Below are 12,720 nucleotides of genomic sequence, written 5' to 3'. Positions count from 1 at the left end.
AAGCGGTCACTGTAGTGGGTGGGTCAGGCGCCGATCTTGACGGTGGCCCGCTCCAGGATCGGCGCGACGTCGACGCCCCGCGGCAGCGTTCCGAACACGCTCCCCCAGCTACTTCCGAGCCGACTCGCGCAGAACGCGTCGGCCACCGCAGGGTGCCCGTAACGGAGCAGCAGCGAGGCTTGCAGTGCGAGTGCCATGTCACCGACGATCTTTCGCGCCCGGTATTCGATGTCGTCGAAATCGCCGAATGCCGCCTCGAGGTCCCGCACTGCCTGATCGAAGTGACTGTCCACTCCACTCGCTTGTTTCAGTTCGTCGAAGAACACCTGCAGCGTTTCAGGTTGCTTCGCCATCGCCCGCAGTGTGTCGAGCGCCGCGACGTTGCCCGATCCTTCCCACACCGAGAGCAGCGGAGCCTCGCGATAGAGGCGCGGCATCCGGGATTCCTCGACGTATCCGTTTCCGCCCAGACACTCGAGTGCTTCGGCGGCGTGGATCGGTCCGCGCTTGCAGACGAAGTACTTGCTCACGGCCAACGAAATGCGTCGTAATGCGGTGGCGTGGGTATCGCCTGCCGTTGCGCGGTCGGTCAGAGCAGCCAGCCACATCGCGACCGTGGTGGACGCTTCCGATTCCACCGCCAGATCTGCCAGAACGTTGCGCATCAAAGGTTGGTCGATCAAGTTGGCGCCGAACGCACTTCGATGATTCGCGTGGTGAACTGCCTGCTGGGTGCCGACGCGCATGCCGGTGGCCGTGCCGATCGTGCAGTCCAGCCTGGTCATGTTGACCATCTCGATGATGGTGCGCACGCCCCGGCCTTCTTCGCCGACCATCCATGCGAGAGCGTCGCGGTACTCGACCTCACTACTCGCGTTGGAATGATTGCCCAACTTGTCCTTCAGACGCTGCAGGTACATGTTGTTGAGCGAGCCGTCCGGCAGGACCCGAGGCAGGAAGAAGCACGACAGACCACCCGGTGCCTGGGCGAGGACGAGGAACACGTCCGACATCGGCGCGGAGGTGAACCACTTGTGACCCGTCAGCAGGTAGCTGCCGTCGGATTGTGGCACTGCCCTTGTGGTTCCGGCACGAACATCCGAACCGCCCTGCTTCTCGGTCATCGACATACCGGCGATCAATCCGGGCTTAGTGAGGGGAGCTTTCAGCGCCGAATCGTAGTGCCGCGTGGTCAGGAGGGGTTCGTACTGCGCGGCCAGATCCGCGTTGTGCCGCAGCGCGGGGATCACGGCGTACGTCATGGAGATGGGACAGCCGTGACCGGCGTCGGTTTGACCCCACACGGCCATCTTCGCGGCGCGGACGAGGTGTGCGTGTGGATTCGGGTCAACCCACGGAGCGCCGTGCAGTCCCAATTCCACTGCGGTGCTCATGAGTTGGTGATAGGCGGGGTCGTAGCGGACCTCGTCGATACGGTTGCCGTAGCGGTCGTGGGTTCTCAATACGGGTGGGTGCTCCTCGGCCAGATCGCCCCACTCCTGGGCCTGAGCACTGCCGGCGCGGATCCCGACGCGATGAACCCCCTCGAGTGCGTCCGATGCTCCTTCGCGGTGTAGTGCCTCGAGGATCGGCGCGTATTCGGCTGCGTCGTAATCGATGAGGGGCGGAACCTGATTGGTGACTTCATGCGTGGGTGTCATCGAAGCTCCCTAACGATCGGAGGGTGAAGGCGAGAATGGCGTCGATCGCAGCGGGATCGGTGGTGCCGCCGCGCAGTGGAAGGATCAGGGCCTCACCGATTGCCCCGACGATGCACGCTGCCGTCAGAGTGGCGTCCTGTGGCGGTATCTCACCGGATTCGACTGCTGAGCGAATTGCGGTGGCCAGGCAATCGCGGAACGATTCGCGAAACATCAACCGCTGTTCGTCGACGAGAGGATCGACTGGTTCCACCAGCAGTGCATAGGCGAGAACCGGTGCACGCATGGCACGTTCGGCGAAAGTGCGAACCGACGCCGATACCGCGGAGCGGTGATTGCCTGCCAGGCTTCGGGCGCTGTCTCCGGCGTCGCGGGCCGCAGATACCTCACGGCTGCAGACTGATTGGAACACTTCGGCAAACAGTCCACCCTTGCCGTCGAAGTGTCGATACAGCGTCCCGGTGCCGACGCCGGCGTTTTTGGCCACCGTAGCGATGGAACACCCCGCATAACCGTGGGTTGCCACTGCCGTCGTGGCGGCCTCGAGCAGTCGGGCGCGTTGGGCGTCCAATCTTTCCTGTACTGCCGGAGTGCGGCGATAGGCCATGTCAAGAAGTGAACACCCGTTCCGTTCTTGCGTCAAGAGCGCCCACCTGCAGGTTCAGGCAGCTACGGTGCGAGCCTGTTCCGCGCGCCACCACGCGACGGTCTCTTCGGCAGCCTGATCGAGCGGCGTCGGCGAGAGTCCGAGCAGCACTTCGCTGGCGCTCGAGTCCATGACGAACGGCTTGGTGAACTGGTAGTTCATCTCCGCGAGTTCACGGCTGTCGGTGTTGATCTTGCCGACGGCGTCGAGCACCCAGGCGGGCAGGACGCCCACCTTGGCGGGGGACGCCCCGGCGGCGCGGGCGAAGGCCTCGGCGATCTTGCGTTGGGTGAGCGCGGGACCGGTGGGTGCGTGGAGGACGGAGTTCCAGAGTTCGGGGTTGTGTGCTGCCGCGATCATGGCTGCTGCGAGATCGGGAATGTAGGTGAAGGAGTGCGGCTGATCTGCGGAACCGATGACTCGAATCTTCTTACCTGCCATGACCTTCGGAACCATGCGCTCGCCGGCGTGAGCGGTCCGGACACGAGGACCGAAGAAGTCCGAGGCCGCGACGCTGACGGTGGGTGTTGCCGAGGCCTCGCGAGCACGCAGCAGTGCGGTGCGCACTCCGCGCTTGCCGCCAGTGGCGTTGCGCGGGTCGGATTCGGTCATCAGGGTGTCGGAGTTGTAGGCGTAGAGGCTTTCGGGAAAGACAACGACGGCACCGATGGATGCGGCCGCGTCGAGCACAACCTTCTCGGCCGCCGGGAGTTCCCTCTCCCAATCGGCTGCGTTGTAGGCGGCGTGGATGCAGTGGTAGATCGCCGAGGCGCCTTCGCTGACGGCGCGCAGGGCCTCGGAATCCGAGACGTCGACGCGTCGACGATCGATGAGCGGGTGTTCGGGCCCGCTGCCGGACCTGGTCAGGATGCGGACGTTGATTCCCTGCTCGGCGAGCTGTAGCGCGACGGCTGATCCGACGGGTCCTGCTCCGGTGACGATTTCGAGGTTCGACATGATGTGCTCCTTCTCGTTTCAGGTGAACTGAGAGCACTGCTCTCGTTTTCAAGTATGCACCCGCGCTCCAGTGCTGTCAAGAGCAGTGCTCTCTTTTGTTGATACTGCTCTCGGGAATGAGGCAAGATGGACTCATGGTTGGAACTCCCCGCGAGCGGGCGCGCGAACAGACGCTGCAGGACATCACCCGGATCGGGCGCGAGCATCTCGCTGCCGTCGGCGCTGCAGCCTTGTCCCTGCGGGCCGTCGCACGTGATCTGGGAGTCGTGTCATCAGCGGTGTACCGCTATGTCGCCAGTCGCGACGAACTGCTGACCTTGCTGGTGGTGGACGGGTACACAGAACTGGGCGCGGAGGTAGACGCTGCCGTGGATGCCGTTGCAGCAGAAGACTTCCGCGGGCGGTTCATGGCTCTCGGGCGCGCTGTCCGGAGCTGGGCGATCCGGGAACCGGCCCGCTACGGTCTGTTGTTCGGCAGCCCTGTCCCCGGCTACGACGCCCCGGGCGAACAGACCACCGGCCCTGGCACCCTCGTTGTGACCCGGCTGATCGGGATCATCGACGGTGCCCACCGAGCGGGCGCACTGACGGTGCGAGAGGGCCCGGATCTGAGCGTCACGCTGGCAACGGACCTCGAGGGAGTGCGGAAAGAACTGGGCACCGACTTGCCGCCGGATGCCGCAGTGCGCGCAACTCTCGTCTGGGTATCGCTGTTCGGTTCGGTGAACTTCGAGGTTTTCGGGCAGTACGGAAGCGACACGTTCACCGACGCGGGTGAGATTTTCGAGCGGCATCTGGCACTACTTGCCGATGTGGCGGGTCTGACCTGAACACGCCTGTGTCTGCGTTCCACTGCATGCAGTCGTCGGTGAGATGATGTCTTTGTGGCGCACGCAGAAGAACCCGAGGATCGAATGGCCTGGATAGAACCGGAGGTTCGTCCGGGCAGTTTGTTGGTGTCGTCGACCGATCTCACGGAACCTGCATTTCGCCGCACCGTCATCTACATGATCGAGCACAACGACGCCGGGAGTTTGGGCGTCGTCGTCAATCGGCCGAGTGAGACGGCCGTGCAGAACGTGCTGCCGCAGTGGTCGCCGCTGACCGCGCATCCTTCGGCGCTGTACATCGGTGGCCCCGTCAAGCGTGACTCGGCGCTGTGCCTGGGCATCGCTCGTAACGGTGCACGGATCGACGGCGTCGCCGGCCTGCGGCGGGTGGACGGCAAAGTTGTCATGGTGGACCTTGACTCGGACCCAGCGGTCATCGCTCCGCTGGTCGAAGGGATCCGCATTTTTGCCGGTTACTCGGGTTGGACTCTGGGGCAGCTTGATTCGGAGCTCGAGCGTGAGGACTGGATGGTGATCAGCTCACTGCCTTCGGATGTACTGACGCCGCCACGTGTCGACCTCTGGGCGCGGGTGTTGCGACGCCAACCGCTCCCCGTAGCGATGCTGGCCAGCCACCCCATCGAGGTTGAACGGAACTGACCTGTCGGAGGTCGATGATATTCCTGTGTCATCGTTTTCGAGAGAGGTGGCAGTAATGATCGTTGAGCGTCAGATCCAGTGCGCGGACTGTGTTTCGGATGTCGATCACTGCCACGATTCTTTGCTGCGACATGCCGACGGATCACTCGAATGCACCGGCGTGAACTGCGTCGACTTGGCATCGGTCCGCCATGCGTTGTCCATCGATTGTGCTCAACTGCAGGGTGGTTGTGGCTGTGTCGATGCGACCCGAGACGAGTTGCTCGCTAGCTGACGCTGACCGGATCCCGATTCGCGAAGCGTTGCGCCATCGCAGCACAGACGATCAGTTGGATTTGATGGAAGATCATCAGCGGCAACACGATCAGGCCGACGGGCTGGCCCGCGAACAGCACAGCTGCCATCGGTAGGCCCGTCGCCAAGGACTTCTTCGAGCCGCAGAAGATGATGACGATCTGATCGGGAAGATCGAACCCGAGCTTGCGCCCCGCGAGAGTGGTCACGCCGAGAACCAGCGCGAGAATCAGGCAGCACACGATTGTGAGGATCACGATCTGCCAGATCGTGATGGTGCTCCAGATTCCCTCTTTCATGCTTTCGCTGAAGGCGGCGAAGACAACGAGGAGGATCGATCCGCGATCGACGTACTTGGTGGGTTCGGCGTACTTCTGCAGCCATCCGATCACCAGCGGGCGGATCAGCTGACCGACGATGAACGGGATCAGCAACTGCACGACGATGTCGAGGATCGACGAGAAGTCGACTGTCGCCTGGCCTGTGGTGTTCATCAGCAGAACCACCAGCAGTGGTGTGATGAAGACGCCGATCAGGTTGGAGAACGACGCACTGACGATCGCGCCCGCGACGTTCCCCTTGGCGATCGAGGTGAACGCGATCGAAGACTGAACCGTCGACGGAACCAGGCACATGTAGAGGATGCCGGTGTAGAGCTCGTCGCTGATCAGGGTCGGCGACAGGAATCGCAGTGCTAGGCCGATCAGTGGGAACAGCACGAACGTCGCCGCGAGGACGACGGTGTGCAGTCGCCAGTGCTTGACGCCCTTCCACGCCTCCTGCGGCGAGAGTCGCGCGCCGTAGAGCAGGAACAGGAAGCCGATGGCGATCTTGGTGGCCCAGTTCAGAATGCTCTCCGCGGTACCCGATACCGGGAACACACTTCCGAGCACGCCGGCGATGATGATGCCGAGGATGAACCCGTCGATGTAGAACCTGCTGAGAAACTTCACCTGGCTAAGGATAACGGCGTGCTCGGGCGGGCTCTCGAGCCCCACGAAGGTTGAAGCCCATCACGGCCAGGCACAGCAGCGTTCCGATGATCGACAGCTCGATGATGGCCGTCTGCATTCCCTGGATCGTGATGGCGATACCCGCGATGATCGACGGGATCGCCAGTCCCGCGTAGCTGACGGTGAAGAACGCGGCCAGAACTCCGCCGTGGCTCTCGCGGGCGTGGGTTCGGGCGGCCGCGTTGACGCGCTTCATTCCGCCGGCAAAGGCCAGACCGTGTCCGGCACCGACCACGACGGTGATGACGCTCAGCAGTGCCAGGCTCGGGACGAGGTCGACCACGAGCAACCCGATCATTCCGAGGGCGAGGATTCCCAGGCCGACGGTGACGGACGTGCGCGGGTCCATGCGACTTCCGCCGAGTTGCGCGATCACCGAACAGATCATCACCAGCGCAGCCGCCCCACCGCCGAGTAGAAGGTTGTCGATGTTCAGCAGGTCGGTCATCCATGACGGGACCACCGACTGGAAGAGCCCGACTGCGCCCCACGACAGCGCGACGGCGAGCGAGCTCAGCCAGAATGTCTCTCGGATGGCGGCGGGAACATGTGGCATCTGGAAGAACCGCTTCGGGCGTGTGATGTCCCCGATCCGCGGCAGTAGCAGCAACACGGTCAGTGCCGGGATGAACGCGACGAGGAAGATCAGATACGGCAATCGCAGAGGTTGCGGAAGATACTGGGCGATCGCACCGGACACGAGTGGTCCGAGTGCACCGCCCAACGCGCCGGTCACCGTCGAGACGAGCGCGGCCCGTCGGTGATCGAACTTCGGTTCCTGCTCCACCAGCGCGGCACTGCCTGCGGCACTGGCCGCGCCCACCGCGATTCCCTGAGCGACACGGCCTACGAACAACCACACCGTCGCGTCGGCGAAGGCCAGAACGAGCGTGCCGACGACGCTCAGTGCGAGTGCAGTAAGGAGCACGGTCCGCCGGCCGAGCGCGTCGGACAGCGGTCCGAAGAACAGCAACGCCGGAACGAGGCCGGCGACGTAGACGCCGTAGATGAGCGTCTGGATGGTGGGCGCGAATCCGAACTCGGTCCGGTACAGCCCGTAGACGGAGGTGGGCATGTTCGCGCCCAAGAGGATCACGGTGAGGACGTAGCCCACGCCGTAGAAGTGTCGATTGGTGCGGCGTGTGCGTTCTTCGGTGGCGACAGCTGTGGCGGACGTGGGAAGCCCCTCCTGAAGACAGAGTTCGAAAATACATGGGTCGTCCTACGTATCGTAGGTGAGTGGAATGATCGCCGCGAATGCTGTGAGGATGAGTAGATGACCGTTGTTCGCAAGGAGTCCGCGTACGAGCAATCCCTCGACTGGATGCGCGCGCAGATCTCCGACGGCGCCTGGACCGTCGGCAACCGTGTTCCCACCGAGCCGGAGCTGATGAGTGTTCTCGGCGTCGGCCGGAACACCGTGCGCGAAGCGATCAAGACATTGACCTCGACGGGAGTCCTGGAGATCCGTCGCGGATCAGGGACCTTCGTGCGGGCACGGACCGACATCGGCGGACTGCTCGGCAAGCATGCGTCCGTCGACGAGATGAAATACGTCTTCGAAGTGCGTCGTGCGCTCGAGATGGAGGCAGTCCGCTTGGCGTGCGAGCGTCGCAGCGACGACGACGTCCGGATACTTCGTGAGCTGGCCGCCAAGCGTGACGTCCCGGCCGAGAACTTCGTCGACGTCGATCTCGCGTTTCACATTGCCGTCGTCGATGCCGCCCACAATCCCGTGCTGAAAGATCTGTTTGCCGGAATCCTCGAAACCGTCCGCGCCACGTACGAGGTGACCGAAGGCGTTCATCCGCCGTCGCTGACGTCCTCGCATCATCAGGGAGTTGCCGAAGCAATTGCCGAACGCGATGTCACCAAAGCCAGGGCGGCGGCATGCGGGTATCTCGAGAAGACTCAGGAAGCGATCGGTTCGGGCTCGGCGGTTACCGAGACCGGGCGTCGGCCAATCGGTTGAGGGACCCGGCGATGTCTTCGGCCTTCGGCGTCGTGATCGTGAGTCGGTCGCCACCGGCGAACGTGATGACCACCGCGGGTCCGGTGCGGGTGACGACGCCGTAGTTGCGACGACCCTTGGCCTTGAGTCCCCAGCCGCCGAAGTCCGCGAACGGTTTGATCTCCGCGACGTCGGCGCCGACAACTTCGTCGATGTCGTAGGTCATCGCAGCCATCCCCATGTTGATCACCCGGATCTCCCGGTCGTCGACGATCACCCGGAAGCGAACCAGGCTGACTACGAGCAGGCCGAGTGCCCCGAAGATGAACAGCGGCCAGAGTGACCGTGTCCCCAGTGCCATGACAACCCCGGGCGACAGAGTGATCGCCGTGAGGATCACCGACCCCTTGGCGCTGAATCCGACGTCGTCGGAGATGGGAAGAGCGCCGCTGCTTCGCGGCAACCCAGCCGAGGGTTTGGTTGCGGCAACCGCGCGGACGCGGTAGTCACGCAGGAACGAGGCTCCGATCCACCCCAGCACCCCGCCCACGCCAAAGCCGACACCGATAGACCACAGCGGGAGTGACGTCGTGGACGGATCGGCGACATCGAGTTGGTTGTAGAGCAATGCGAAGTTCACTGTCGTGATGAGCCCGACCACGCTCAGCCCGACGACCAACATGAAGCGGCGCATCATCAACATCGCGGGTGCAAGAGCGGCAATCGCGCTGAGACCGCCACCGAAAAGCAGGGTCAGAAGTGCAATCGTCCATGCGTTGGCCGACGGGGTGGAGAAGCCGTCCGGCGAGGTGGTGGTCCAGTGAGTTGCGATCTGTTCCGGGAGGCGAGGCTCCCAAATCTTGGTCAGGACGAAGCCGAAGACCGCACACAGCAGCGGAACCACTAGCCCGAATACGACCCCGGCCGGGTCGATCACGCGATGTTTCACGTGAATCAATGAGCCGGCTGGCAAGCATCCTTGAGCGCGCAGGCACCGCAGGAAGCGGTACCGCAAGCGGCAGCGTTCGCCTTGACCTCGGGGGTCTCTGCCACCGGCTCGTCTGCGGCCGGCGCGGAGTGGCCGCCGCAGTTGCAGTCGTTACCGCATCCGCTCTGCTGCGGGAGTGCGGCGGCTGCGCGGGCGCCGATGCCTCCACCGAAACCGGCAGTGAGGACGGCGACGACGACGGCGATGATCGCGACGGCAATGCCGAAGACTCCGCCGATGGTCAGTGCTGCGACTCCGCCGATGACCAACATTCCAGCGGCCGCGAGCATGGTCGGACCGGCCACCTTGTTGGCGAGGGCGAACGACTCCTCGCTCCGCAGGGAATCCTCGGTGCGGACACCGGCCCAGCGGTTGCGCGGGAGTTTGCCGATCAGACCGGCGACACCAACTCCACCGACGGCGACAGCGAGCACGAATAGCACCACAGCGACAACGATCACCCATACAGGATAGGCGCGGGTGGAGTTGATGGTATGCCCGGGTCGCGCAGGCTCTACCCTGGTTATCGGTATTTCCGTCAGCCAAGTAGATAGCGACCACAGTGACCGAGTCTCCGCAGTCCCCCGATTCACCAGCCGACGCAACTCCGCAGCACCGCTACACCGCGGAGCTCGCCGGCCAGATCGAGCAGCACTGGCAGGACCGCTGGAGTGAGGACGGCACGTTCAACGCGCCCAATCCGGTCGGTCCGCTCTCCTCGCCCGACGGTGTTCCCGCCGACAAGCTCTTCGTTCAGGACATGTTCCCGTACCCCTCGGGTTCGGGCCTGCACGTCGGTCACCCGCTCGGATACATCGCTACGGACGTCTTCGCGCGCTTCCATCGCATGCAGGGCCGCAATGTCCTGCACACCCTCGGCTACGACGCCTTCGGGCTCCCGGCCGAGCAGTACGCGGTGCAGACGGGTACCCACCCGCGGACCACCACCGAGTCCAACATCGCCAACATGAAGCGCCAGTTGCGACGCCTGGGTCTGGGCCACGACGAGCGTCGTAGCCTCGCGACGACGGATGTCGACTTCTACCACTGGACGCAGTGGATCTTCCTGCAGATCCATGGCGCCTGGTACGACAAGGAAGCCGGCAAGGCGCGTCGTATCTCCGAGTTGGAAGCCGAGTTCGATTCCGGTGAGCGCGCTCTGGAAGACGGACGCGAGTGGGCTTCGTTGGACGTGGCCGCGAAGGCCAAGGTTCTGGACTCGTACCGCCTTGTCTACCAGTCGGATTCGATGGTCAACTGGTGCCCCGGTTTGGGTACGGTGCTGGCCAACGAGGAAGTCACCGCCGACGGTCGTAGTGACCGCGGAAACTTCCCTGTCTTCCGTAAGCACCTCCAGCAGTGGATGATGCGCATCACCGCGTACTCCGACCGCCTGGTCGACGACCTCGAGTACCTCGATTGGCCGGACAAGGTCAAGGCCATGCAGCGCAACTGGATCGGACGCTCCTACGGCGCCGAAGTTACCTTTGCTGCAGGCGAGTACGGCGTCGATGTGTTCACTACCCGTCCGGACACGCTGTTCGGCGCCACCTACGTGACGCTGGCTCCTGAGCACGACTTGGTGGACAAGCTCGTCGCGGACGAGTGGCCCGAAGGTGTCGACGCGCGCTGGACTGGCGGTGCCACGACTCCGGCGGAAGCTGTTGCTGCATACCGTAAGTCGATTGCCGCCAAGACCGACCTGGAGCGCCAGGAAAACAAGGAGAAGACGGGCGTCTTCCTCGGTTCCTACGCGGTCAATCCGGTTAACGGACACAAGGTTCCGATCTTCATCGCCGATTACGTTCTGACGGGCTACGGAACCGGCGCGATCATGGCAGTTCCGGGACATGATCACCGTGACTGGGAGTTCGCGAACGCGTTCGGTCTGGACATTCTCGAAGTTATTGCCGGTGGCGATGTTTCGGAGGCTGCGTACTCCGGTGACGGCCCGCTGGTGAACTCCGACTACCTCGACGGTCTGGACGTGGCCGAGGCCAAGGCGACCGTCATCAGCCGCCTCGAGGAGAGCGGCCAGGGCAAGGGCACCATCCAGTACAAGCTGCGCGACTGGCTCTTCGCGCGCCAGCGTTACTGGGGCGAGCCTTTCCCGATCGTCTACGACGCGGACGGCAACGCGCACGCTCTGCCGGATTCGGCTCTGCCCGTGGTACTTCCGGAGGTCGAGGACTACGCGCCGGTGTCCTTCGATCCGGACGACGCCAACTCCGAGCCCTCTCCCCCGCTGAACAAGGCGACCGAGTGGGTCAACGTCGAGCTCGATCTCGGCGACGGACTGCAGACGTACCACCGCGACACCAACGTCATGCCGCAGTGGGCTGGCAGCTCGTGGTACCAGCTGCGCTACATCGACCCCACCAACCAGGACGCCTTCTGCGACCCGCAGAACGAGGCGTACTGGACGGGCCCGCGTCCGGAACTGCACGGCCCCAACGATCCCGGTGGAGTCGACCTGTACGTCGGTGGCGTCGAGCATGCGGTACTGCACCTGTTGTACTCGCGCTTTTGGCACAAGGTTCTGTTCGACCTGGGCTACGTGTCCTCGAGCGAGCCGTACCGCCGCCTGTACAACCAGGGCTACATCCAGGCATTCGCGTACACCGATGCCCGTGGCGTCTACGTGCCCGCAGAAGAGGTCGTCGAGCGTGACGGCAAGTTCTTCTACGAGGGCGCCGAGGTCAACCGCGAGTACGGCAAGATGGGCAAGAGCCTGAAGAATGCCGTTGCGCCGGACGAGATCTGCGCCGAGTTCGGTGCAGACACCCTGCGTGTGTACGAGATGTCGATGGGTCCGCTGGACACCTCGCGTCCGTGGGCGACCAAGGACGTCGTCGGTGCTGCGCGATTCCTGCAGCGCGTGTGGCGCGTCGTCATCGACGAGGAGACCGGCAAGCCCCGTGTCACCGACGAAGCACCCGGTGAAGAGACTCTGCGTGCGCTCAACAAGGCGATTTCCGGTGTCATCGAGGATTACACGGCCCTGCGCGACAACACGGCGGCCGCGAAGCTGATCGAGTACAACAACCACCTCACCAAGGCGTTCCCGGGCGGTGCGCCGCGTGCTGCTGTCGAACCGTTGGTGCTGATGCTCGCTCCCCTGGCGCCGCACCTCGCGGAAGAGCTGTGGTCGCGTCTGGGTCACACGGAATCCCTTGCGCACGGACCCTTCCCGGCAGTCGAGGAGAAGTGGCTCGTAGAAGACACCGTCGAGTACCCGATCCAGGTCAACGGCAAGGTTCGTAGCCGCATCAGCGTCCCGGCGGATGCCGATCGCAAGGCTGTCGAGGAGATCGCGCTGGCGGACGAGAAGATCGTCGCTCTGCTCGAGGGCAACGCACCGCGCAAGGTGATCGTTGTGCCGGGCAAGATGGTGAACATAGTTCTGTAGGGCCTTCGGCCCCTGTGCGCCGTTTTGGTAGTTACCGCTACCGAAACGGCGCACAGTCGTATCTGGGGATGATTCCCGACGTTGACACCGAGGGAGAACCTCAAAGGCGGGATCGTCAAGTACTGGGTGGTCGGTATTTCGAAGGTAGGAATGGCTCCACGTTCAAGTTCGAACCGAAAATCGTTGCCGTTGCTCATAATCCATGGTCGAGTTCGAGTTCGTGACCCCAATCAGTCGTTGTCCTGAATGTCCCGCTCCGCGGAACATTCCGTAGCGCGCGTTCGAAGCGAGGGCTGTGATGCAGGTAACAC

Annotated in this window: 11 protein-coding genes; 4 read left to right on the top strand and 7 right to left on the bottom strand. The window is 63.6% G+C overall.

From position 1 onward, the window contains the following. Nucleotides 1-23 precede the first annotated feature (23 nt). Genes ACFT1A_RS00245 through ACFT1A_RS00235 form a run of 3 tightly spaced genes read right to left on the bottom strand, consistent with a single transcriptional unit; the run spans nt 24 to nt 3,264 of the window. A complete protein-coding gene (locus ACFT1A_RS00245; protein WP_378445234.1) occupies nt 24-1,661 on the bottom strand; it encodes an acyl-CoA dehydrogenase family protein in 1,638 nt (545 codons plus the stop codon). Beyond that, complete coding sequence (locus ACFT1A_RS00240; RefSeq protein ID WP_378445232.1) at nt 1,645-2,268, bottom strand: TetR/AcrR family transcriptional regulator; 624 nt, start codon at nt 2,266-2,268, stop codon at nt 1,645-1,647. The genes ACFT1A_RS00245 and ACFT1A_RS00240 overlap by 17 nt, the downstream gene beginning before the upstream one ends. 54 nt (nt 2,269-2,322) lie before the next feature. Beyond that, nucleotides 2,323-3,264, bottom strand: coding sequence for an NAD-dependent epimerase/dehydratase family protein (locus ACFT1A_RS00235; RefSeq protein ID WP_378445230.1), 942 nt, complete (start codon nt 3,262-3,264; stop codon nt 2,323-2,325). Between the two features lie 134 nt (nt 3,265-3,398). Between ACFT1A_RS00235 and ACFT1A_RS00230 the strand changes: the two genes are divergently transcribed. Then, a complete protein-coding gene (locus ACFT1A_RS00230; RefSeq protein ID WP_378445228.1) occupies nt 3,399-4,094 on the top strand; it encodes a TetR/AcrR family transcriptional regulator in 696 nt (231 codons plus the stop codon). Between the two features lie 54 nt (nt 4,095-4,148). Beyond that, nucleotides 4,149-4,754: a YqgE/AlgH family protein gene (locus ACFT1A_RS00225; protein ID WP_378445226.1), complete on the top strand. Its 606-nt coding sequence runs from the start codon at nt 4,149-4,151 to the stop codon at nt 4,752-4,754. A gap of 266 nt (nt 4,755-5,020) precedes the next feature. On the opposite strand, the gene ACFT1A_RS00220 is transcribed toward ACFT1A_RS00225, so the two are convergent. Both ACFT1A_RS00220 and ACFT1A_RS00215 read right to left on the bottom strand, forming a co-directional pair. Then, nucleotides 5,021-6,001, bottom strand: coding sequence for a bile acid:sodium symporter family protein (locus ACFT1A_RS00220; protein WP_172932922.1), 981 nt, complete (start codon nt 5,999-6,001; stop codon nt 5,021-5,023). A 4-nt stretch (nt 6,002-6,005) separates the two neighbouring features. Beyond that, nucleotides 6,006-7,175, bottom strand: a complete 1,170-nt coding sequence (locus ACFT1A_RS00215; RefSeq protein ID WP_378445224.1) for an MFS transporter — start codon at nt 7,173-7,175, stop codon at nt 6,006-6,008. 162 nt (nt 7,176-7,337) lie between these two features. Here ACFT1A_RS00215 and ACFT1A_RS00210 point away from each other — a divergent pair, with 162 nt between their 5' ends. Then, on the top strand, nt 7,338-8,033 hold the full coding sequence (locus tag ACFT1A_RS00210) for a FadR/GntR family transcriptional regulator (RefSeq protein WP_378445221.1): 696 nt from the start codon (nt 7,338-7,340) through the stop codon (nt 8,031-8,033). Here the strand turns inward: ACFT1A_RS00210 and ACFT1A_RS00205 are convergent. Together ACFT1A_RS00205 and ACFT1A_RS00200 are read right to left on the bottom strand one after the other, a co-directional pair. After that, nucleotides 8,002-8,961, bottom strand: coding sequence for a DUF1648 domain-containing protein (locus tag ACFT1A_RS00205; protein ID WP_378445219.1), 960 nt, complete (start codon nt 8,959-8,961; stop codon nt 8,002-8,004). The genes ACFT1A_RS00210 and ACFT1A_RS00205 overlap by 32 nt on opposite strands. Before the next feature lie 5 nt (nt 8,962-8,966). Continuing rightward, nucleotides 8,967-9,461: an SdpI family protein gene (locus tag ACFT1A_RS00200; RefSeq protein WP_378445217.1), complete on the bottom strand. Its 495-nt coding sequence runs from the start codon at nt 9,459-9,461 to the stop codon at nt 8,967-8,969. Between the two features lie 101 nt (nt 9,462-9,562). On the opposite strand from ACFT1A_RS00200, the gene leuS reads away from it, so the two are divergent. Next, nucleotides 9,563-12,409, top strand: a complete 2,847-nt coding sequence (gene leuS, locus ACFT1A_RS00195) for a leucine--tRNA ligase (protein ID WP_378445214.1) — start codon at nt 9,563-9,565, stop codon at nt 12,407-12,409. The last annotated feature ends 311 nt before the right edge of the window (nt 12,410-12,720 follow it).

This window comes from Rhodococcus sp. NPDC057135, assembly GCF_042670865.1.
Lineage (GTDB): Bacteria > Actinomycetota > Actinomycetes > Mycobacteriales > Mycobacteriaceae > Rhodococcus_F.
The sequence above is the reverse complement of the archived record's forward strand: the minus strand, read 5'-3'. Positions and strand labels throughout refer to the sequence as shown.

Bases quoted from the DNA above. Each gene is read 5' to 3' on its own strand.
- ACFT1A_RS00235 (WP_378445230.1), bottom strand. From the start codon at position 3,264: ATGTCGAACCTCGAAATCGTCACCGGAGCAGGACCCGTCGGATCAGCC.
- ACFT1A_RS00240 (WP_378445232.1), bottom strand. From the start codon at position 2,268: ATGGCCTATCGCCGCACTCCGGCAGTACAGGAAAGATTGGACGCCCAA.
- ACFT1A_RS00245 (WP_378445234.1), bottom strand. From the start codon at position 1,661: ATGACACCCACGCATGAAGTCACCAATCAGGTTCCGCCCCTCATCGAT.
- ACFT1A_RS00230 (WP_378445228.1), top strand. From the start codon at position 3,399: ATGGTTGGAACTCCCCGCGAGCGGGCGCGCGAACAGACGCTGCAGGAC.
- ACFT1A_RS00210 (WP_378445221.1), top strand. From the start codon at position 7,338: ATGACCGTTGTTCGCAAGGAGTCCGCGTACGAGCAATCCCTCGACTGG.